At 69.3% G+C, this 20,031-nt stretch carries 19 protein-coding genes and 1 pseudogene; 12 read left to right on the plus strand and 8 right to left on the minus strand.

Features of this window, described 5'->3' with window-relative positions; all coding sequences use genetic code 11:
- Positions 1–785: 785 nt before the first annotated feature.
- Positions 786–908, minus strand: a pseudogene (locus ACIREI_RS07950) (GlsB/YeaQ/YmgE family stress response membrane protein); the annotation flags it as partial.
- Here ACIREI_RS07950 and ACIREI_RS07955 point away from each other — a divergent pair.
- The 6 genes from ACIREI_RS07955 (at position 894) to ACIREI_RS07980 (ending at position 4,007) form a co-directional block, all read left to right on the plus strand.
- Complete coding sequence (locus ACIREI_RS07955) at positions 894–1,319, plus strand: hypothetical protein (RefSeq protein ID WP_403329481.1); 426 nt, start codon at positions 894–896, stop codon at positions 1,317–1,319. The pseudogene ACIREI_RS07950 and the gene ACIREI_RS07955 overlap by 15 nt on opposite strands.
- Complete coding sequence (locus tag ACIREI_RS07960; protein WP_403328680.1) at positions 1,319–1,642, plus strand: hypothetical protein; 324 nt, start codon at positions 1,319–1,321, stop codon at positions 1,640–1,642. Before ACIREI_RS07955 ends, ACIREI_RS07960 begins: the two co-directional genes overlap by 1 nt.
- Positions 1,643–2,008: 366 nt before the next feature.
- Positions 2,009–2,512 carry a polymorphic toxin-type HINT domain-containing protein gene (locus tag ACIREI_RS07965; protein WP_403328683.1) on the plus strand — a complete coding sequence of 168 codons (504 nt, stop codon included), beginning with the start codon at positions 2,009–2,011 and terminating at the stop codon, positions 2,510–2,512.
- Between the two features lie 313 nt (positions 2,513–2,825).
- The gene (locus ACIREI_RS07970) at positions 2,826–3,275 is read left to right on the plus strand and encodes an SUKH-3 domain-containing protein (protein WP_403328685.1); all 450 of its coding nucleotides are present in this window, start codon (positions 2,826–2,828) and stop codon (positions 3,273–3,275) included.
- Between the two features lie 286 nt (positions 3,276–3,561).
- Positions 3,562–3,714, plus strand: a complete 153-nt coding sequence (locus tag ACIREI_RS07975) for a hypothetical protein (RefSeq protein ID WP_403328688.1) — start codon at positions 3,562–3,564, stop codon at positions 3,712–3,714.
- Positions 3,711–4,007, plus strand: a complete 297-nt coding sequence (locus ACIREI_RS07980) for a S1 RNA-binding domain-containing protein (protein ID WP_403328691.1) — start codon at positions 3,711–3,713, stop codon at positions 4,005–4,007. Before ACIREI_RS07975 ends, ACIREI_RS07980 begins: the two co-directional genes overlap by 4 nt.
- A 61-nt stretch (positions 4,008–4,068) precedes the next feature.
- Here the strand turns inward: ACIREI_RS07980 and ACIREI_RS07985 are convergent, their stop codons facing one another.
- Positions 4,069–4,299 carry a hypothetical protein gene (locus tag ACIREI_RS07985; protein WP_403328693.1) on the minus strand — a complete coding sequence of 77 codons (231 nt, stop codon included), beginning with the start codon at positions 4,297–4,299 and terminating at the stop codon, positions 4,069–4,071.
- Positions 4,300–4,559: 260 nt separating this feature from the next.
- On the opposite strand from ACIREI_RS07985, the gene ACIREI_RS07990 reads away from it, so the two are divergent.
- Complete coding sequence (locus ACIREI_RS07990) at positions 4,560–4,826, plus strand: hypothetical protein (protein ID WP_403328696.1); 267 nt, start codon at positions 4,560–4,562, stop codon at positions 4,824–4,826.
- A gap of 105 nt (positions 4,827–4,931) precedes the next feature.
- On the opposite strand, the gene ACIREI_RS07995 is transcribed toward ACIREI_RS07990, so the two are convergent.
- From ACIREI_RS07995 to ACIREI_RS08010, 4 genes are all read right to left on the minus strand, one after another.
- A complete protein-coding gene (locus ACIREI_RS07995; RefSeq protein WP_403328698.1) occupies positions 4,932–5,165 on the minus strand; it encodes a hypothetical protein in 234 nt (77 codons plus the stop codon).
- A 130-nt stretch (positions 5,166–5,295) separates the two neighbouring features.
- The gene (locus ACIREI_RS08000) at positions 5,296–6,099 is read right to left on the minus strand and encodes an endonuclease I family protein (RefSeq protein WP_403328701.1); all 804 of its coding nucleotides are present in this window, start codon (positions 6,097–6,099) and stop codon (positions 5,296–5,298) included.
- Positions 6,100–6,306: 207 nt separating this feature from the next.
- Positions 6,307–8,586, minus strand: coding sequence for a glycosyltransferase family 39 protein (locus ACIREI_RS08005; protein WP_403328703.1), 2,280 nt, complete (start codon positions 8,584–8,586; stop codon positions 6,307–6,309).
- Between the two features lie 224 nt (positions 8,587–8,810).
- Positions 8,811–9,302 (minus strand): nucleotidyltransferase domain-containing protein, encoded by a 492-nt coding sequence (locus ACIREI_RS08010; RefSeq protein ID WP_403328705.1) that lies wholly within the window; start codon positions 9,300–9,302, stop codon positions 8,811–8,813.
- 61 nt (positions 9,303–9,363) lie between these two features.
- Here ACIREI_RS08010 and ACIREI_RS08015 point away from each other — a divergent pair, with 61 nt between their 5' ends.
- From ACIREI_RS08015 to ACIREI_RS08030, 4 genes are all read left to right on the plus strand, one after another.
- A complete protein-coding gene (locus ACIREI_RS08015; protein ID WP_403328708.1) occupies positions 9,364–10,257 on the plus strand; it encodes a serine hydrolase in 894 nt (297 codons plus the stop codon).
- A gap of 66 nt (positions 10,258–10,323) precedes the next feature.
- Entirely contained in the window at positions 10,324–11,355 is a 1,032-nt protein-coding gene (locus ACIREI_RS08020; RefSeq protein WP_403328711.1) for an esterase-like activity of phytase family protein, read from the plus strand.
- Positions 11,356–11,489: 134 nt separating this feature from the next.
- A complete protein-coding gene (locus tag ACIREI_RS08025; protein WP_403328714.1) occupies positions 11,490–15,227 on the plus strand; it encodes an ABC transporter ATP-binding protein in 3,738 nt (1,245 codons plus the stop codon).
- 93 nt (positions 15,228–15,320) lie between these two features.
- Positions 15,321–15,710 (plus strand): hypothetical protein, encoded by a 390-nt coding sequence (locus ACIREI_RS08030; protein ID WP_403328717.1) that lies wholly within the window; start codon positions 15,321–15,323, stop codon positions 15,708–15,710.
- A 7-nt stretch (positions 15,711–15,717) separates the two neighbouring features.
- Here the strand turns inward: ACIREI_RS08030 and ACIREI_RS08035 are convergent, their stop codons facing one another.
- Both ACIREI_RS08035 and ACIREI_RS08040 read right to left on the minus strand, forming a co-directional pair.
- Positions 15,718–16,365: a hypothetical protein gene (locus ACIREI_RS08035; protein ID WP_403328720.1), complete on the minus strand. Its 648-nt coding sequence runs from the start codon at positions 16,363–16,365 to the stop codon at positions 15,718–15,720.
- 129 nt (positions 16,366–16,494) lie between these two features.
- Positions 16,495–18,357: a glycoside hydrolase family 3 protein gene (locus ACIREI_RS08040; RefSeq protein WP_403328723.1), complete on the minus strand. Its 1,863-nt coding sequence runs from the start codon at positions 18,355–18,357 to the stop codon at positions 16,495–16,497.
- A gap of 436 nt (positions 18,358–18,793) precedes the next feature.
- Here ACIREI_RS08040 and aroA point away from each other — a divergent pair, with 436 nt between their 5' ends.
- On the plus strand, positions 18,794–20,029 hold the full coding sequence (gene aroA / locus ACIREI_RS08045) for a 3-phosphoshikimate 1-carboxyvinyltransferase (RefSeq protein WP_403328726.1): 1,236 nt from the start codon (positions 18,794–18,796) through the stop codon (positions 20,027–20,029).
- Positions 20,030–20,031: the final 2 nt, after the last annotated feature.

A 20,031-nucleotide genomic window follows, 5' to 3' on the forward strand; every position in this document is an offset into this window, starting at 1 on the left:
AATGACGACCTGATCCGATTCGGCGGGCCGAATGGGCGTGAACCCATTACCGGGTTCAGGGATTTCGCTCCTGGGGATGATATAAACCTTCCCGGATCTCGGCTGCATATCGCTGACGGGAATAACAGAACCGAGGAGATAAGGAACCGCGTTCTGGATGGGCGGATGCACCCGGATACACTCATTGAAATGATGATTGGAGGGAACTAGTGGAGGCATGGGCTGTCCGACTGGAGTCCTCCGTACACTTCACGGCGTACGTGCTGCGTGGGGATGGTGAGCTTTCCGAGAGGACCTGGGTATGCCTGCGGTCCCCTGAATCACTGCCGCCGGTGTCCTGGCTCGGTTGTTGGAGCACTCAGGAGAGGGTCGATGCTGGCCAGGTGGGACAAGTACTGGATGCCATCCAGCAATCGATTGGGGAGCCCGTGACTGTTGGTCCTTATGGGCCAATAGTCAGAGCTTCGATCTACTTCGATTCTTGGGATTCTTGGGGAGGTGGGTCTCCGCGTCCGATTGTTGGGTTCCGGCCGTGGGAATCCAATCCGAGAGGGATCGAAGAAATAGGCATTAAATCTCTCGACTTCTCGCGCGGAGGTGTGCGGGTCGAGGTTTGAGATGCCTTTCTGGGACGATTCTCCGTAGGGATGTCTGAGGAATTACACTGCTGCCCCCACCGGAGGATCCGGCGGGGGCAGCAGTGGGGTGGGCACCCCGCGGTGCCCACCCTTTCTCGCCTGCCCCTCGCCTGCTGGCTGCGGTCCAGGGACGTGCGTGCCTCGCGCTCAGTTGCGCGAGTGGCCGAACAGGAGGCGGTAGGCGATCCGGAGCACGAGGGAGCCACCGATCGCGGCGGCCCAGGTGGCACCGTCGTAGAAGTCCTTGGTGATCGAGTGGTTCAGCCCGCGGCCGCCTCGTATGTGTACGGCCCGGACGGAAGCCGCCTGCTGCGCAAGGAGAAGGGCGCGGTGACCCTGTACCTGGGCGCCCAGGAGATCCGCCTCGACATGGCGAAGAACTCCCTGTCCGGTACGCGCTACTACTCCCACGGCGGTCAGACGATCGCGGTGCGGACGACTGCTGGGGTGACCTGGCTGGTCGGCGGCCAGAACGGCACGGCCGAGATCGCGATGAAGGCGGCGGACTCGGCGATCACCCAGCGCCGTACGCTCCCCTTCGGCGAGGTGCGCGGCGCCAAGCCGGCGGCGGGCGTGTGGCCCGGCCCCAACTCGATGCGGGCCCGGCTCAACCTGCGCAAGGGTCTGCCGGTACCGGAGTTTCCGCTTGCACGGAACATCCAGTGGTTGATGGAGAAATGATGGCGCACGGCGAGGTGCTTCTGTCCGCGCTGCGGAGCTGGGTGGTAGAGCGGGGGACAGATCCGGGCGCGGAGGGAGTCTCCCTCACCCTGGACGAATCCCGTATCGGAATGGACAAGGCGAGCCTTTCGCTGGCCATCGACGGGGACGATTTCGTCGGGCAGCTGACCGTTTGGGAGTCCGGAGAAGCTGAGTTGGAATTCGCGGAGGTCGGCACGGGGGCGGCTCGGCACGAGCACCGTGAGTTCCACTCGGTCGCGGACCTGCGTCAAGCGCTCGCCGACTTGTTGACATGGTCCGGCGAGACGGGGGGCGAGGGCTGAGAGGCGACCGTAACCCAGGCTGTCTCCGTGCCTAGCGCCTGGCCGTGAGTCCCAGGGCCCCACCGAAGCGGTTTTCGGTGGGGCCCTGCTGCATTCGAGTACGACGCAGCGGGCGAGGCCGAGGACGCGGTCGACGCGGCCGACAAGGTCACCCCGCCGGTCACCCCGAAGCCGAAGGAGAAGCCGGCCCCAGCCCCGCCGGCCAAGGCCAAGGAGGCACCCGAGGCCAAGAAGGGCGACTCCGGCGGCAAGAAGGGCGATGGGGCGGAGGCGAAGTCCGACACAGGTGGCAAGGGCTCCGACGCTCCTGCCGGGGGCGGCTCGTGCAAGGTGGGCAACAGCTTCGAGCCCGGCACGTTGGTCCTGATGGCGGACGGTTCCACCAAGCGCATCGAGGAGGTGGAGACGGGCGACAAGGTCCTTGCCACGGACCCCGAGAGTGGCGAGACCACAGCGGAGACGGTCACCGCCGAGATCAAGGGCAAGGGCGTCAAACACCTGGTCGAGGTGAAGGTTGACACGGACGGCGACGCGGGCGAGGCGACGGACACCATCACCGAGACCGACGGGCACCCCTTCTGGGTCCCCGAACTCGGCGAATGGGTCAATGCCACCGACCTGAAGAGCGGGCAGTGGTTGCGCACGAGTGCCGGGACGCTCGTGCAGATCACGGCCGTGGAGCGACGGACGGAGTCGGCGAGGGTTCACAACCTGACTGTCGATGACGTTCATACGTACTATGTGGTGGCCGGTGATACGTCTGTCCTCGTCCACAACTGTGGTGTCACAGCTGCGGCCCGCGCTGAGGCGGACAAGGCGTCCTCTGCGCGTCCGAGCAAGGATCGACCTGCTGTCGCGGAAGCCCTGTAGTTGCCCGGCGGAAAGACGTACTCAAGTCCGAGCATCAGGGGCGACGCCCCGGATTTGCACCCGATCGTTCAGGAGATCTTGGATGACATTCCGGCTGCGGAGCGAGGGGTTGGCCACGGAAAGTGTGGGTTGGCCGTGTGCGTCTCGGAAGCGTTGTCGGACGGGCACAATCCCACAGGATCCTCGGCGGCGGCGGTGATTGTACGGGGGCGCAGGATAATCCCATGCACGGTTTCCCCGTCGGCCCCTGCGACAGTTGTGTGGCGTTGGAGGACGCATTCGACATCGATTTTGTGACTGCGGGGTGATCTGAATGTCTGTCTTCTCGGAAGAAGTGGATCGCGTGCTCCGCGAGTCCGGGTGGTTCCCCGGTCGGTGTGTCGACGTAGAGCCGTGGCTGGCAGCTTTCGCCCGGGAGGGACTGCGAGCGCACGCGGCAGCCCGTTCCTTCCTTTCCGAGTTCGGAGGCATCACCGTGAGCATCTCCGGACCGGGGATCAGCCGCGCGCGCGAACCGTTTGAGCTCGACCCCATGATGTGCGTGGGGGAGGGAGACAGGTTCCTGGAATGGAGTGAGGAGACCAAGAGATCAATTTTCCCTGTCGGTGTGCACGACGAGGGGCGATTCTTCCTCGGGGTCGACGGACAGGGCGAGCTCTATCTGGTCGAAGCCTGGTTGGCGTCATTCGGGCGTATGCCGGTGGGGATGGAGAATCTCATTCTTGGCGTACAGCCGACCGGGATTGGTGACGGAGACAAATGAGAGATCCGAATCTGCCCGCGCGGACCGATCGAACGAGTGAGTCGGGCCGCTGAGGTTCCTGCGAACTCCAACCCGCGGATGCCCGGCCGACTCTTCGGTGCGGCATCCGCGGGTTTGTCTTGGTGCCGGAGGGCGCCACCCTGCCGGAAGCCCTGCGGTGGCTGAGGCTGCACCTGGCTGACCAACACCTATGAGGAGGGCACCCGGCGCCTGGAGCGCGCCTGGATCGACCGGGAGATTGTCAAGACCCCGGACGCCGACATCACCTACGGCTACGACGAAGGTCGTGGAGATCAAGATGCCCAGGGCCGACTTCGACAAGCACTTCGACAAGTTCGTCGGGTCGCACAGCGGCGTTCCACGCGCCGAGGTCGGAATCCCCAAGGAGACGCTCGGTCTCCTCAACTCATATCCGCTGAGAGTGATGGACGAGCTATGACCGACCCTGAGGTACCCGAGGCCGAGATGCGCCTAGTGGGGAGCGTCGTCGAGGGAGACGCCACGGCCGTCTTCCCCTGGGGCGTCATCGTGGACCTGGGCCTGTCACGGGACGGCCTCATCGATGTCCTCTACATCGACGACGACGACAACTACCAGGTGGGAGACCGTGTGTCCTGCTATCTGGATGCCTTCGACGAGATGAAGAACAAGTTCATCCTCAGGCCCCCGGGGCAGGTACCGCTCGCGGAACGCCTGCGCAGGCTCGAGGAGCAGCGAGGCCTCTCCTCCTGACCTTCCGGACAACGGTGATCGCCGGGGAGCACGTACGACGAGCTCGCCGGCGATCGCCGTGTCAGTGGTACCTCGAATCCGATGCGGAGAGGTTGGACTCCGTTTGTCTGAACAGAAGTTCACGCGGTTCCAGCTGTCGCTGGACCGTTTCCAGCAGCAGCTCGCCGAGTTCATGCTCGGCCGCTACCTGGAGTTCGACTTCAGCGGCGACTCCGAGGACGACGAGACGGCACTCATCCCGCAGGTCCTCCTCGACGTCGTCGACGGTGCACCGCGGGTGACGCTCCACCACGGCATCACCTGGATGGACCTCACCCGGGACCCCGAACTGCGGTACGCCGAGGCCCTCGGTTTCGACGAGGCGCTCACCTTCGTCGAGGTGTACGGGAAGACGATGCCGATGACGACCCGCTGCTCGTCATGGCGAGGGCGACGGTTGTCGGCGCGTACGGTGCGGCTGCCAAGATGCGCTGTGTGGTCACGGATGCGGAGTGGGATCGGATCCGGGGGAATCTGTGCTTCGGGCAGGTCTTCCGGGGCACTGTCGTCAAGGTGCCCAGACCTGGGGCGATCGGGATCTTCGTGGACATCGGATTGGACGTCGGCGGCTTCGTCGACGTCCTGCTGTTGCCGGAGCGGGAAGAACGCTGGCCCACCGAAGGCACGGTCGCTGATTTCGAGGTCTGGTGGGCGGACAGCCGTCAGCAGATCCGGCTGAAGCCGTCCGATCCGCAGTACCTGCGGGAGGACTTCGCGGACTTCGTGGCGCGTTTCCGGCCCGACTGGCCGTCCGATATCGGCCGTCCTGTAAGAGGTTGACGAGGCGCCGACGCGAGCGGCCCGCGTCGGCCGTTGGTGGTCGTCCTCCCGGCCGTGCTGCGGATGTTCGCGCCGACGCACCTCACGATGGGATGCCCCGGCTGCCTAGTCGCGCATCTCGTCGTGGTCGCGGTTGTTGCAGGCGTCGTTCAACGCGGCGCCCGTCCACGGTGCGGCCACTGGGATGAGCCCGATCGCCTCCCTGCAGAGGTAGGCGGTGGAGAAGTCCCGGTGGCCGGCGATGTTGATACGGCCCCGGTCGCCGTTGTCGGCGTGGGCCGGTGTGGCGAGTAGGAGGCCTGCCATGGTGAGCGCGGCGAGCGCGCTGATCTTCTTCATAGCCGGGTCAACGGCATCGGATCAGCGCAGGTTAATACGCTGCACAGGTGGTGCCCGAGCACGCCAGGAGCCGACGAGGCCCCTGGCGCTTCCTTGGCTCCACGGCGACTGAGCAGGGCCGCCCTGTCGCCTACCAGATCGCCTCGACCCACTCCGGGTGGTCGATGAACGGGTTGCGGTTGCCCTGGTAGCTGTCGTAGATGACCTCGTTGCGGCGCTCTTCGAAGGCGTCCGGCGGGTCCTCGTCGTTCCAGGCCTTCAGGACCGACAGACGGCCGTGGTAGGGCACGCTGCCGTTGGTGACGGCGTCGTTGGGCTCCAGGTCGGGCCAGCTGTCGTCGCCCTCGTAGCGGACGGCCATGTAGAGGATCATGCGGGCCACGTCGCCCTTGACGGCGTCACGGGGCTCGAAGGAGTTGGAGTCGGTCAGGCTGCCGCCGGAGTTGGTGAAGCTGCTGCCGCCGTTGTCGAAGTCCTTGTTGCCGCGGATGCTGTTGACCTGCACGTCCTCGGGGCGGAGGTGGTGCAGGTCGGTGCCGGGACCGGCCGAGGTGCCGAAGTCGCCGTGGGACTGGGCCCACACGTGCTCGCGGTTCCAGTTGCCGGTGCTGCCCCCGTTGAGGGACTTGCTGCGGGAGATACCCGAGTAGAGCAGCTTCACGTTGCTGCTGTTGTTCGGGTCCTGGTCGGTGACCTTCAGCGCCTCCCAGACAGCCGAGTACGAGATCTTCGTCTGGTCGCTGATGATCGTGTGCAGCGAGTCCTTCAGGGCCGTACCGGACTTGCCGATCGCGTCGGCGTAGTACGTGTCGTCGTACTCGGTCGTCGTCGCCGCGGCCGGGGTCGCCGTCAGCGCCGGGGTGACGGCGACCAGGACGGCGGCAGTCGTCAGCGCCACTGACTTCCAGCGGGGGCGTATGCGTGTCGCCAGCATGTGGGGTGTCCCATCTACGCGGGTTGAATGGAGGCGGCAAACGGGAGAGTGGCATGCACATGCGGTGGTGTCGAGGGCTTGCACGTGTCTATTGGGTGACGGGAAACGGCAAATCGGGGCTTGTCTACGCGAGTTGCATCGTGGGCGGGAACGTGAAACGGCCCCCGACGGGGAGTCGGGAGCCGTTCCGGGGGATCCGAGTCGGCGTCAGCTGACGTCGGACGGGTCCAGGCGGTAGATGGTCGACTGGTTGTTCTGTGACGAGGACGAGGGGGACGAGGATGAGGAGTTGGTGCTGGAGCTGGACTTAGAGCTGGAGTTGGAGCTGTACTCGCTCTCCTTCACCGCCGTCCCGTTCTTCTGCACCCACGCGGTGATCTCCTGGTTCAGGCTGCTGTTGCCGCCCATACCGCCGCCGCCGAGCTGGATGTAGTGCAACTCGCCCTTCTTCACCAGCTCCTTGAGCTTGGCGAGGGTCATCGCCTTGTCCGAGCCGGTGAAGCCCCACATGGAGATGACGGGCTTGTGGGTGCTGAGGATCAGCTGGCCCGCGCTCTGCGAGTTGGACACCGCGAGCAGCCACTTGGCCCCGTCCTGGTGCTTCTCCAGGTAGGAGATGAGCCCGCTGTCGACGTTGCCGCCCATGCCGCCCCTGCCGCCCGGGCCGCCACCGCCGCGGGTGCCGCCGGGAGCCGTACCGGTCTCGCCGTTCTGGCCGTCGGCAGCCGTACCGCCGTTCTGCCCGCCCGGCATCTCGCCCCCGCCGGGGAAACCGGCGCCCGTGCCGCCGCTTTGCTCGCCGCCCTGCGGGAGCTCGCCGTTGCCGCCGCCGGGGAACTCGCCGTTCGCCTGGCCGCCCTGCTGGGTGCCGCCCTGCTGGCTGCCGGGGCCACCGTTGCCGCCGCCGGGGAAGCCCCCCCGGCCGCCGCCGCCACCGCCGCCGGGACCGAAGCCGCCACCCGTCGACGGACCCGCCGTCGGGTTGGTGCCGCCCATGCCGCCGCTGGTGGAGGAGAAGGCGGGCGAGGCGGCGTACGCCGTCGGACCTGCGAGGGCCGCCACGATCGCCGCGGCGACGGACACACCGAGCAGCCGGACCTTGGTGCCGGAGTCCGCCGTACGGAAGACGAACAGCCCCACGACCGCCAGGACCATGAGCACGCCGACCGTCGGCCACAGCCAGGTGTTCCAGCCGGTGGCCCGGCGCAGCACCACGATCGCCCAGATGCCGGTGACCGCGAACCCGGCGGGCAGCACCCAGGACCAGCGGGCGTCATCGCCGCGGAAGGCGCGCCACAGCATGACGCCGCCGCCACCGCACAGCGCCGCGATGCCCGGGGCGAGCGCGGTCGTGTAGTACGGGTGCATGGTGCCCTCGGCCATGGCGAAGGTCAGGTAGTGCAGGACCAGCCAGCCGCCCCACAGCACCAGCGCGGCCCGCGTGAGGTCGGTGCGCGGGGCCCGCCCGCACAGCACCAGGCCGGCCACGAGCGTGAGGAACGCGAAGGGGATCAGCCAGGAGATCTGGCCGCCGAGGACGTCGTTGAACATCCGGCCGATGCCCGCGGTGCCGGCGAAGGTGCCGCCGCCCCCGCCACCGCCCCCACCGTTGCCCTCGCCGCCGAGGACCCGGCCCAGGCCGTTGTAGCCCATGATCAGGTCCCAGGCCGAGCCGTCGGTCGAGCCGCCGATGTAGGGGCGGTCGTCGGCGGGTACGAGGGAGACGGCCGCGGCCCACCAGAAGCTGGAGAGGGCGAGAGCGACCGCCGCCAGGGCCAGGTTGACGACCTTCTTCTTCCAGCCGAGCTTCGAGGCGTAGACGTACACGGCGAATACGGCGGGCAGGGCGATGTAGCCCTGGAGCATCTTGGTGTTGAAGGCGAGCCCGAAGCACGCCGCGGAGCCGATCAGCGGCAGCAGCTTGTCGGTGCGCACCGCGCGCAGCGCGAGGGCAGCGCCCGAGACCATCAAGAACACGAGGATCGTGTCGGGGTTGTTGTCCCGGTTGATCGCGACCGTGATCGGGGTGAGCGCGAGGACGAGCGCGGCGATCGCGGCCGCCGCGTGCCCGAAGTACCGCTTCACGGAGGAGTGCAGGATCCAGATCGTGCCCAGCGCGGCCGCGATCTCCGGCGCCATCATCTGCCACGTTCCGAAGCCGAGGATCCGGCACGACAGACCCATGACCATCAGCGCGAACGGCGGCTTGTCGACGGTGATGAAGTTGCCCGAGTCGAGCGAGCCGAAGAACCAGGCCTTCCAGCTCTGCGTGCCGCTGTAGATGGCGGAGCTGTAGAAGCTGTTCAGACTGTTGCCGGACAGGTTCCAGCCGTACAGGACGCCCGCCAGGACCAGGATCGCGATCAGCGCGGGCAGCGACCAGCGAGGGGCCTTGTCCGGAGGCGCCGCGGGCGGAGCCGGCGGCGCCCAGCCGGCGGACACGGCCTCGGTGTCGGTGTGGGGGTGGGGATCGGTGGCTGATGTCACCCGGGCATGCTGCAAAGCGGGGTTGGGTGCGCCCTGTGCCGCACCTGGCGGTTTGCTGTGGATCCTCAAAGGAGTCCGCAAAGCCCCGGGCTCGAGGATTGGCAGATGTGGGCCACGCGCAACTTCGGTAAGGCCTGCTCACAGCCGCACGACCTGGCCCAGATCTGCCAATCGCTGTCCTCGTGATGGGCGCGGCCGTGCTGTTGCCGTTTCGTGGCCAGGGGTTAGAAGTGTGTTGTGATGCCGAAGGCGTGGCGTAGCTCGGCCATGTCGTGGCGGTCGCGGTCCGTCGGCTCGTAGCCCTGGTGGAAGTGGACTTGTTGCTCGGCGGACAGGCATGGGACCGGCGTTCCGGCGATCCTTCCCGTCACGAAAGCCGATGCCGGGTAGACGAAGGGACGCGACGGCTCCAGGGACGCCTGCACCGCGGAGCCGTCCTCGGCGAAGACCAGCGGGTGCAGGTCGATCTCCCGGCCGTCGGGCGCCGTGAGCACGAAACGGACGGGGCGCCAGTTCACGGTCTCCGTGAAACCCGCGGCCGTCAGGGCCGCGACCACCTTCGGCTCCTGTTCCTGGCGGTGCATCAGGTCCAGGTCGCGGTGGTCGCGGGTCTGCTTGCCGAGCAGGGCGTCGATGCCCCAGCCGCCGCCGACCCAGATGTCGGTCTCCGCCTCGCGCAGCAAGGCCAGGACGGTCAACACGTCGTCAGCTGTCATCACCCTCACAACCTCTCACGCCCGTACAACCATTCTCTCGGCCTCGCGAGTCAAGAGGGGCATGACTCACGGGACATCGAGCGGGACATCGAGCAAGAAGCCGAGTGACCTTTCCAGGCGGGCCAGAGCGCTCGTCGCGGCCGGCGTGGGTGCCGGCGTACTCATACCGTGCATCGCCGCCGCCTCACCCGCCGCCGCGGCGACCGCGCCCACCGTCAGCTGTACGTCCGCCAAGGCCGGCCTCGCCGACAAGCTGAAGAAGGACATCACCGCCGCCCTGGCCAACCGGACGGGGACCGTCGCGGTCGGTCTCTACGACCGTTCCACGAAGACCACCTGCACGCTCAGGGCTTCCAGCGCCTACGACTCCGCCAGCGTCGTCAAGGTCACCGTCCTCGCCGCGCTGCTGTGGGACGCGAAGAAGCACAACCGGTATCTCACCGACCGGGAGGTGTCCCTCGCCAAGGCCATGATCACCAAGTCGGACAACGCGGCGACCAGCACGCTCTGGAAGCAGCTCGGTCTGACGAAGATCAAGGGCTTTCTGACCGCGGCCGGGATGACCCAGACCAAGCCCGGCGCGAACGGCTACTGGGGCCTGACCCAGATCACCGTCACCGACGAGCAGAAGCTGCTCAAGCTCATCACCGCCAAGAACACGGTGCTCAGCGACAACGCGCGCGCCTACATCCTGAAGCTGATGGGCCAGGTCATCTCCTCGCAGCGCTGGGGCACGCCGTACGGAGTGCCGTCCGGTGTCTCCGTGGCCGTCAAGAACGGCTGGCTGTCACGGGCCACCCACGGCTGGCGGGTGCACAGCGTCGGCGCGTTCAAGGGCGGCGGCCACGACTACATGATCACGGTCCTCACGCACGGCAACAGCACCATGAACTACGGCATCGCGACCATCCAGGGCGTCGCCAAGGTCATCCACAAGGACCTGGCCGCGAGCTGATCGTTCGAGCCGACCCTTAACGCGGTGGCCCACCTCGCGTCACCCACCCGTCCTACGGTGACCCCCATGCGCCTGAGAACCGTACTCGCCACCGCCTCCGCGGGCCTCGCGGCCGCCACCTGCCTGACCGCCGTCGGCCCGGCGAACGCCCACACCAGCGAACAGGACAGCCACGCCTGTTCGCCCTACGTCTCCCTCGACCGCTTCTCCGACGCGCTCGACAAGACGACGTACGACGGCACCTTCGTCGGCAACTTCTCCGCGCTCGCGGTGGACGGCGATGGTTCGCTCGCGGCCGTCTCCGACCGTTCGTCCCTGTTCGGGCTGGACGCGAAGACGCTCGCGCCGAAGGCGGTCGTTCCGCTCGCCGACGAGAGCGGTGCCGTCCTCGACTCCGAGGGCCTCGTCGTCGACCGGGACGGCACCCGGCTGATCTCCTCCGAGACCGAGCCGTCCGTACGCCGCTACTCCCGCGACGGCAAGATCCTCGACCGCCTTCCCGTGCCGGACGCGCTGAAGGTCGCCCCGGCGGGCCGTGCCGTCTCCAACGGCACCTTCGAGGGGCTGACCCTGCTCCCCGGCGGCCGTACCCTGCTCGCGTCGATGGAGTACGCGCTCAGCGGCGACAGCGCCGGCCTCGTCCGCTTCCAGACCTGGCAGCGGACCAAGGACGGTCACTTCGAGCTCGGCCGTCAGTACGCCTACCGCGCCGACACCGGCCTCGGCGTCCCCGAGGTCCAGGCGACCCCCGACGGCCGCCTCCTCGTCCTGGAGCGCGGCTTCACCTCGGGCGTGGGCAACACGGTCCGTCTCTACCTGGCCGACCCGCGCCACGCGACGGACACGAGCGGTGTCGAGAATCTGACGGGCCAGGACGGCGTACGGCTGGTCAGGAAGACGCTCCTCGCCGACATCGTGAACTGCCCGTCACTGGGAGCGACCGCCAAGCAGCCCCAGCCGAACCCGCTGCTCGACAACATCGAGGGCATGGCGATCACGGGGTACTCGAAGGGGCGCCTGAAGGTGCTGCTGGTCAGCGACGACAACCAGAACGCGGCGCAGACGACGCGGTTCTATTACTTGCGGGTACGCATCTGACCCCGAACCCGAGCTCGGCCCCCAGCTCGGCCCCGAGCTCGACCCCGGCCTCCGGCCTTGTTGCGGAGGGATGAAATCCGGTTCTGTCCGTGTTGGTGCCTTCCGGTAGATCAGGGCGAACGGAGGGCACCGGCGTGGCAGCGCAGCAGGGGTGGGCGAGACGACTGTGGGGCTACGCGTGGCGCTACCCCAAGGATGTGATCCTCGCCCTCGGCTCCTCGCTCGCCGGTATGGCCGTCATGGCGATCGTCCCGCTGATCACCAAGGTGATCATCGACGACGTGATCGGCGACCACAGCCGCAGCATGGCCGTCTGGGCGGGCCTGCTGATGGCCGCGGCCCTCGTCGTCTACGCCCTCACCTACGTCCGCCGCTACTACGGCGGCCGCCTCGCCCTCGACGTCCAGCACGATCTGCGCACGGAGATGTTCGGGACGATCACCCGGCTCGACGGGCGGCGGCAGGACGAGCTGTCCACGGGTCAGGTCGTCGGACGGGCCACCAGCGACCTCCAGCTGATCCAGGGCCTGCTCTTCATGCTCCCGATGACCATCGGGAACTTCGCGCTCTTCCTGATATCCCTGGTCGTGATGGCCTGGCTGTCCGTCCCGCTCACCCTGGTCGCCATCGCCGTGGCGCCCGCCCTGTGGTGGATCGCGGGGCGCAGCCGCACCAAGCTGCACCCGGCCACCTGGTACGCCCAGGCCCAGGCCGCCGCCGTCGCGGGCGTGGTCGACGGTGCCGTCAGCGGCGTACGCGTGGTGAAGGGGTTCGGTCAGGAGGAGCAGGAGACCGGGAAGCTCAGGGACGTCAGCCGGCGGCTCTTCGCGGGGCGGCTGCGCACCATCCGGTACAACTCCAGGTACACCCCGGCGCTGCAGGCGGTCCCGGCGCTCGGGCAGGTCGCCATGCTGGCGCTGGGTGGCTGGCTGGCCGTACGCGGGCACATCACGCTCGGCACGTTCGTCGCCTTCTCCACCTACCTCGCCCAGCTCGTCGGGCCGGTCCGGATGCTCGCCATGGTCCTCACGGTCGGGCAGCAGGCCCGTGCGGGCACCGAGCGCGTGCTCGAACTGATCGACACCGAGCCGTCCATCAAGGAGGGCACCAAGACCCTCCCCGCCGACGCCCCCGCGACCGTCGAGTTCGACGACGTCTCGTTCGGGTACGACGGAGCCTCCGGCACCAGCCCCGTCCTCGACGGGCTCTCCTTCGAGATCCAGCCCGGCGAGACCCTCGCCGTGGTCGGCTCCTCCGGCTCCGGCAAGTCCACCGTCTCCCTCCTCCTCCCGCGCTTCTACGACGTGACGCGCGGCGCCGTCCTCGTCGGCGGCCACGACGTGCGCGAGTTGACCTTCGACTCGCTGCGGGCCGCGATCGGGCTGGTGCCGGAGGACTCCTTCCTCTTCTCGGACACGGTCCGCAACAACATCGCGTACGGCCGTCCCGACGCGACCGAGGAGGAGATCCGCAAAGCCGCCCGCGCCGCCCAGGCCGACGGCTTCATCGCCGAGCTGCCCGACGGTTACGACACCAAGGTCGGCGAGCACGGCCTCACCCTCTCCGGCGGCCAGCGGCAGCGCGTCGCGCTCGCCCGCGCGATCCTCACCGACCCCCGCCTCCTCGTCCTCGACGACGCGACGTCGGCGGTGGACGCCCGGGTCGAGCACGAGATCCACGAGGCGCTCAAGCACGTGATGGAGGGGCGCACGACCCTCCTCATCGCCCACCGGCGCTCCACCCTCAACCTCGCCGACCGCATCGCCGTCCTCGACGCCGGCCGCCTCGCCGACATCGGCACCCACGAGGAGCTCCAGGAGCGCTCCGCCCTCTACCGCCGCCTGCTCACCGACCCCGACGAACTCGGCGGCGTCTCACCCGGCCACGCCCAGCCCGCCTGCCCCCGCGAGGACACCTCCGTACGCGACGAACTGGACGCCGAGTTCGACGCCGAACGCGGGGTGACCCCGAGGCTGTGGACCGGCGACCGCGAGCGCAAGGACCTGGCGCTGACGGAGTCCCCGGCCACTCCCGAGCTCCTCGCCCAGGTGGAGGCGCTACCCCCGGCGGCCGATACCCCCGACATCGACGAGGCCCGTGCGGTCCGGCCGGAGGAGTCGTACGGCCTGAAACGGCTGCTGCGAGGCTTCGGGCTGCCACTGCTGATCAGTCTCGGCCTGGTCGCCGTGGACGCCGGCATGGGACTGCTGCTCCCGGTCCTGATCCGGCACGGCATCGACTCGGGCGTCACGCAGGTCGCCCTCGGCGCCGTGTGGACGGCCTCGCTGCTCGCCCTGCTCACCGTGATCGCCCAGTGGGCGGCGCAGGTCGGCGAGACGCGGATGACCGGGCGCACCGGTGAACGCGTCCTGTACTCCCTGCGCCTGAAGATCTTCGCCCAGCTCCAGCGGCTCGGACTCGACTACTACGAGCGCGAGTTGACCGGCCGGATCATGACGCGGATGACGACGGACGTCGACGCGCTGTCGACCTTCCTGCAGACCGGCCTGGTCACCGCCTTCGTCTCCGTCGTCACCTTCTTCGGCATCATGATCGCCCTGCTGGTGCTCGACCTTGAGCTCGCCCTCGTCGTCTTCGCGACGCTGCCGCCGCTGATCGTGGCCACGTACTTCTTCCGCCGGGCGAGCGTGAAGGCGTACGAACTCGCCCGTGAGCGGGTGTCGGTGGTCAACGCCGACCTCCAGGAGTCGGTGTCCGGGCTGCGGATCGTGCAGGCCTTCCGGCGCGAGCGGGATGGCGGCGCGCGGTTCGCCGAGCGCAGCGACAGCTACCGCAGGGCCCGTATCCGGGGACAGTGGCTGATCTCCATCTACTTCCCCTTCGTGCAGTTCCTGTCGTCGGTGGCCGCGGCGGCGGTGCTGATCGTGGGCGGGATGCGGATCGACGACGCGACGCTGACGACCGGCGCGCTGGTGGCGTACCTGCTCTACATCGACCTGTTCTTCGCCCCGGTCCAGCAGCTCTCCCAGGTCTTCGACGGCTACCAGCAGGCCACGGTCTCGCTCGGCCGCATCCAGGAGCTGCTCCAGGAGCCGACGTCGACGAAGGCGCCCGACGAGCCGCTGGAGGTGCTGTCGCTGCGGGGCGAAGTCGCCTTCGAGGACGTGCACTTCAAGTACGGTGACGACGAGGAGGCTTTGGGCGGGATCGACCTGCGCATACCCGCCGGGCAGACGGTGGCCTTCGTCGGCGAGACCGGCGCGGGCAAGTCGACCCTCGTCAAGCTGGTGGCCCGCTTCTACGACCCCACCGGCGGCCGGGTCACCGTCGACGGCACGGACCTGCGCTCCCTGGACCTCACGTCCTACCGGCACCGGCTCGGCGTCGTCCCGCAGGAGGCCTACCTCTTCCAGGGCACCGTCCGCGACGCCATCGCCTACGGCCGCCCGGACGCGACGGACGCCGAGGTCGAGGCCGCCGCCCGGGCGGTGGGTGCCCATGAGATGATCGCGACCCTCGACGGCGGCTACCTCCACGAGGTCGCCGAGCGCGGCCGCAACCTCTCCGCCGGGCAGCGCCAGCTGATCGCCCTGGCCCGCGCCGAGCTGGTCGACCCCGACATCCTGCTCCTCGACGAGGCGACGGCCGCGCTGGACCTGGCCACGGAGGCCCAGGTCAACCAGGCGACGGACCGCCTCGCGGGCCGCCGTACGACACTCGTGGTCGCCCACCGGCTGACGACGGCCGCGCGTGCGGACCGGGTCGTCGTGATGGACCACGGTGCGGTCGCCGAGGACGGGACGCACGAGGAGTTGCTGGCGCGCGGGGGACGGTACGCGCGGTTGTGGCGGGTGTTCGTGGGGGAGGCCGAGCCGGAGGAGCCGGTCGGCGCGTCCCGACAGGTCCCGTGAACGTGTCCGCGTGACGGTCGTGCAACCATCCGGCATACGCCGTGCGTCCGTACACCAGTACGCTCATTGCCGGTGTACGGGGAGGACAACACTGTGGACACAGGAGCGATACGCCGACGACTGGCGGTCGGCCTGGCGTTGCTGACCGCGTCCGGACTGCTCGCGGTCGCGGCGCCGACCGAGGCGCAGGCCGCCCCCACGCGCTGCGAGGGGCGCAAGGTCAAGACGTACCCGTTCTCCACCGGCACGCTGTACGTCTACAAGAAGAGCGGCTACGTCTGCGCCATCACCAAGCCCAAGGACCCCGGCCGCAAGCAGTGGATGATGGTCAGCGTGCAGGCCCGCCGCGCCAACGCGGTCGTCGACGAGTGGTACTACAGCCACCGGGCGGGGCCGGTGACGGTGCACGCCGGGCAGCGGTGCGTGTGGGTGAAGGGGCGGGTGGGCAGCGGGTCGGTGAGCAAGGGCTGGATCCTCTGCTGACCGGCGCTCACACCGGCCGCGCGCACCCCACGGGCTTCTCGCCGCCCAGTTGGACGTACAGGGCCGTCGACAGGGGGCAGTCGGCCCGTGCGCCGACGGACTTGGTCACCTTGTACTGCGGTTTCCGCTTCCCCTTGCCGTCGCAGGACGTCTCGCGGACCTCGCCGTCGCCGGAACCGTAGACGCAGTCGCCGACGATCGTGCGGGGGCCGCCTCCGCCGCCGGGGTCGCCGGGGTGGGGCGCCGTCAGGTTGCGCATACAGGCGTAGCCCTGCGGGACCGCGCCGTCGCCGTCCTCGTCGGACGTGCGGCTCTGTTCGCTGATGTGCAGGACGAAGTCCGTGGTGCCGGGACACAGCGGCCCGTCGCCCACCTTGCCGTCGTGCCGCGCCACGACCCGCGCCGCCGCCCGCTCACTGGTGCAGGACACCTCGGTGAAGCTCGACGTCCCGAAGGAACTGCACTCGTCGACGCCGAGGAACACGGCGCCGTATCCGGCGGGCCGGTTCGGCGCCACCTGCTGCTCGCTCGCGGTCCTGTCGCGCCGCCCGTCCTCTTCCTCCGCCGCCCCCGACGGATTCTGACACCCCGTCAACGACGTGATGAGCAGCCCCAGCAACGCACAGCCCACCCCCACGGCACTTCTCGCACGCATCGCACTCCCCCCGGTCCCCCGTCCAGCGTGGCCCGCGACAACGGGCGCACGCCAGGGATGTGGGGTCCTTTGAGTCGGTTAGGGGTGAGTGGGATCGGTATATGGCGTACGGGTACTACGTCCAAAGCGCTACGGTCGCCGGCCACGCCCGTACGACAGCCCGTGCCCGACCGGATACAGCACCCGCGTCGGATCGTCCGCCCGCTGCACCGGCACCGGCAGCCTCCCGCGCGGTGCCACCCGTCCGGCGATCACCCGCGCGGCCGCCCGCAGCTCGACGTCGGTCCAGGAGTACGAGGCCAAGTAGGCGGAGACGGTGGGCAGATGGGCGACGTCGTACGGGTTGCGGATCGCGACCGCGACCACCGGCCGCCCTGTGGCGAGGAGTTGCTCGACCAGCGCCTTCTGCGTACTGCTCGCCGTGACGTTGTACGTCCCGACCACCACCGCGTCCGCCGCCTGTGCCGCCGTGACGGCCCGGCCGATGGTGCTCGCGGAGGGCGCCGTACCCGTGGACAGGGCGGTCGCCGTGAAGCCCAGTTCGGTGAGGGCGGCGGCGAGCACGCCGGTCGGTGGTCCCGTCGTACCGGACGGGGAGGCCGGGTCGGCGCCGACGACGAGGACCTTGGGGTGGGTGCGGCGGGACAGCGGGAGCAGCGAGCCCTCGTTGACCAGCAGGGTCGTCGTCCGCTCGGCGATGCGGTCGGCGGTCGCCAGGTGGGACGCGGTGCCGACGTTCTTCTCGACCCCGCCCTGACTGACGTACGGCTCCTCGAACAGCCGCAGCTTCGCCTTCAGCCGCAGGATCCGCAGGATCGACTCGTCGAGCCGCGCCTCGGTCAACTCGCCGGTCTCCACGGCCTTCAGGACGGCGTTCCACGCGATGTCGAGGGAGGGCGGGTTGAGGAGCTGGTCCACGCCCGCCTTGAGCGCGAGGACGGGGACGCGGTCGTCGCCGTACTTCGTCCGCACGCCCTCCATGCCGAGCGAGTCGGTCACCACGACCCCGTCGTAGCCCAGTTCCTCGCGCAGGATGCCCGTGAGGATCGGGCGGGAGAGGGTGGCCGGGTCGCCGGAGTCGTCGAGGGCCGGGACCATGATGTGCGCGGTCATGATCGAGTCGATGCCGGCGCGGACGGCGGCCCGGAACGGCGGCGCGTCGAGGGTCTCCCACTGCTCGCGGGTGTGCGTGATGACCGGGAAGCCGTAGTGGCTGTCGACGGCGGTGTCACCGTGGCCCGGGAAGTGCTTGGCGGTGGCGGCCACTTGCCGCGACCGCTGGTATCCGGCCACCTCGGCGGCGACCATGCCGGCCACCGCGGCCGGTTCGGCGCCGAAGGAGCGGACGCCGATGACCGGGTTGGCCGGGTTGACGTTCACGTCGGCCACGGGGGAGTAGTTCTGCCGGATGCCGAGCGCCCTGAGTTCCTGACCGGCGATCCGGCCGAGGGTGCGGGCGTCGGCGCGCGAGCCGCCCGCCCCGATGGCCATGGCGCCCGGGAAGAGGGTGGCCGGTTCGCCGACGCGGCAGACGATGCCGTGCTCCTGGTCGGTGGAGACGAGGACGGGCAGGCCGCGGGGCTGGGTGAGGGACGCCTTCTGGATGCCGTTGGACAGGTCGGCGATCTGATGCGGATCGCGGGTGTTGTGCGCCCAGGTGAAGTAGATGATGCCGCCCACCCGGTACTTCGCGATCAGCTCGGCGGCCGTGCGGACGCCGATCTCCTTGAGGTTGGCGTCGATGTCGGCCTGGTCGGGGGCGGTCGCGGAGTGGCCGTAGACCCGCATGACGAAGAGCTGGCCGACCTTCTCCGGCAGGGTCATCCGGGCGATGAGTGCGCGCAGTTTCCTGTCGTCCGGGGCGCCGGCGTGGGCGGTGCCGCCGACGGCCAGGGCGGTGGTGACGCCGGCGGTGGCCGCGAGGACCGTACGTCTTGAAGGTGTTGCGGTGTTTCCCGTGCTACGCCTGCTTCCCGTGCTGGTGTCGGGCACGTGCGCTCCTTCCGGAGGTGGTGCGCTGAAGGAAACTTCCGAGAAGTCACCAATAACCGGGAAGTTTCTGCCGGTCAAGGGAACGGGCCGTAACCGAGGACGGGAAGAGGACGGGAAGCGCAGGGGAAGAGGGGCCGCCATCGGCGCAGTTGGAGGGGGGCGCGCCGATGACGGCGTGCTGCCGGCCGCGGTACGGCGGAGAGGGTGGTCAGCGATCGCAGCCAGCAGCGAGGGCCGACACCGCACCGTGGTGACTCTCCGGCAGCTCGCGGGTTGGACGGGCGGGGGTGGGGCTGGGTTCCCGCGGGTGGCCGGAATCGGCGAAGTCGGTAAGCCGGTGGCGGACGTGACGTGTGGGCAACGGGCGAGGGTCCGATGCGGGTCCATCCCGTGGACGCGGCGGCGGCCCGGCCACGGCCCGGGCGATCATGAGGCCATGCCCGCAGTCGACATCCCCGGTTCCAAGTCCATCACCGCCCGCGCCCTCTTCCTGGCCGCCGCGGCCGACGGTGTCACCACCCTGGTACGGCCGCTGCGCTCCGACGACACGGAGGGCTTCGCCGAGGGGCTGACCCGGCTCGGTTACCGCGTGGGCCGGACCCCGGACACCTGGCAGGTCGACGGCCGCCCGCAGGGCCCCGCGGTCGCGGAGGCGGACGTCTACTGCCGCGACGGCGCGACGACGGCCCGCTTCCTGCCGACGCTGGCCGCGACCGGCCACGGCACCTACCGCTTCGACGCCTCGCCCCAGATGCGCCGCCGCCCCCTGGCGCCCTTGAGTTCGGCCCTGCGCGACCTGGGCGTGGACCTGCGGCACGAGGACAGGGAGGGCCACCATCCGCTGACGGTCACGGCGGCCGGCGTCGAGGGCGGGGAGGTGACGCTGGACGCGGGACAGTCGTCGCAGTACCTGACGGCGCTGCTGCTGCTCGGGCCGCTGACCCGGAAAGGCCTGCGGATCCGGGTCACCGACCTGGTCTCGGTGCCGTACGTCGAGATCACGATCGCGATGATGCGGGCGTTCGGGGCGGAGGTACGGCGGGAGGGGGACGTCTTCGTGGTGCCCCCGGGTGGCTACCGCGCCACGACCTACGCGGTGGAGCCGGACGCGTCGACCGCGAGCTACTTCTTCGCGGCGGCGGCTCTGACGGGCGGCGAGGTGACGGTCCCGGGGCTGGGCGAGGGTGCTCTCCAGGGCGACCTGGGCTTCGTCGACGTCCTGCGGCGGATGGGCGCGCACGTCGAGATCGGCGCCGAGGGCACGACGGTCCGCGGAACCGGCGAACTGCGCGGCATCACCGTCAACATGCGGGACATCTCCGACACCATGCCGACCCTCGCGGCCCTCGCACCGTTCGCCTCCGGACCGGTGCGGATCGAGGACGTGGCGAACACGCGGGTGAAGGAGTGCGACCGGCTGGAGGCGTGCGCGGAGAACCTGCGGCGGCTGGGGGTGGACGCGGCGACGGGCCCGGACTGGATCGAGATCCGGCCGGGGGCGCCTGCCACGAACGGGGCGCGGATCACGTCGTACGGCGATCACCGCATCGTCATGTCCTTCGCGGTGACCGGGCTTCGGGTGCCTGGTATTTCGTTCGACGACCCCGAGTGTGTACGGAAGACTTTCCCGGGCTTCCACGAGGAGTTCGGGGCGCTGCGCGCGCGGTTGTGACG

This window comes from Streptomyces sp. NPDC093591 (assembly GCF_044764885.1).
Taxonomy (GTDB): Bacteria; Actinomycetota; Actinomycetes; order Streptomycetales; family Streptomycetaceae; genus Streptomyces.

Bases quoted from the DNA above. Each gene is read 5' to 3' on its own strand.
- ACIREI_RS07960 (WP_403328680.1), top strand. From the start codon at position 1,319: ATGGCGCACGGCGAGGTGCTTCTGTCCGCGCTGCGGAGCTGGGTGGTA.
- ACIREI_RS07965 (WP_403328683.1), top strand. From the start codon at position 2,009: ATGGCGGACGGTTCCACCAAGCGCATCGAGGAGGTGGAGACGGGCGAC.
- ACIREI_RS07970 (WP_403328685.1), top strand. From the start codon at position 2,826: ATGTCTGTCTTCTCGGAAGAAGTGGATCGCGTGCTCCGCGAGTCCGGG.
- ACIREI_RS07980 (WP_403328691.1), top strand. From the start codon at position 3,711: ATGACCGACCCTGAGGTACCCGAGGCCGAGATGCGCCTAGTGGGGAGC.
- ACIREI_RS07995 (WP_403328698.1), bottom strand. From the start codon at position 5,165: ATGAAGAAGATCAGCGCGCTCGCCGCGCTCACCATGGCAGGCCTCCTA.
- ACIREI_RS08000 (WP_403328701.1), bottom strand. From the start codon at position 6,099: ATGCTGGCGACACGCATACGCCCCCGCTGGAAGTCAGTGGCGCTGACG.
- ACIREI_RS08010 (WP_403328705.1), bottom strand. From the start codon at position 9,302: ATGACAGCTGACGACGTGTTGACCGTCCTGGCCTTGCTGCGCGAGGCG.
- ACIREI_RS08015 (WP_403328708.1), top strand. From the start codon at position 9,364: ATGACTCACGGGACATCGAGCGGGACATCGAGCAAGAAGCCGAGTGAC.
- ACIREI_RS08020 (WP_403328711.1), top strand. From the start codon at position 10,324: ATGCGCCTGAGAACCGTACTCGCCACCGCCTCCGCGGGCCTCGCGGCC.
- ACIREI_RS08035 (WP_403328720.1), bottom strand. From the start codon at position 16,365: ATGCGTGCGAGAAGTGCCGTGGGGGTGGGCTGTGCGTTGCTGGGGCTG.
- aroA (WP_403328726.1), top strand. From the start codon at position 18,794: ATGCCCGCAGTCGACATCCCCGGTTCCAAGTCCATCACCGCCCGCGCC.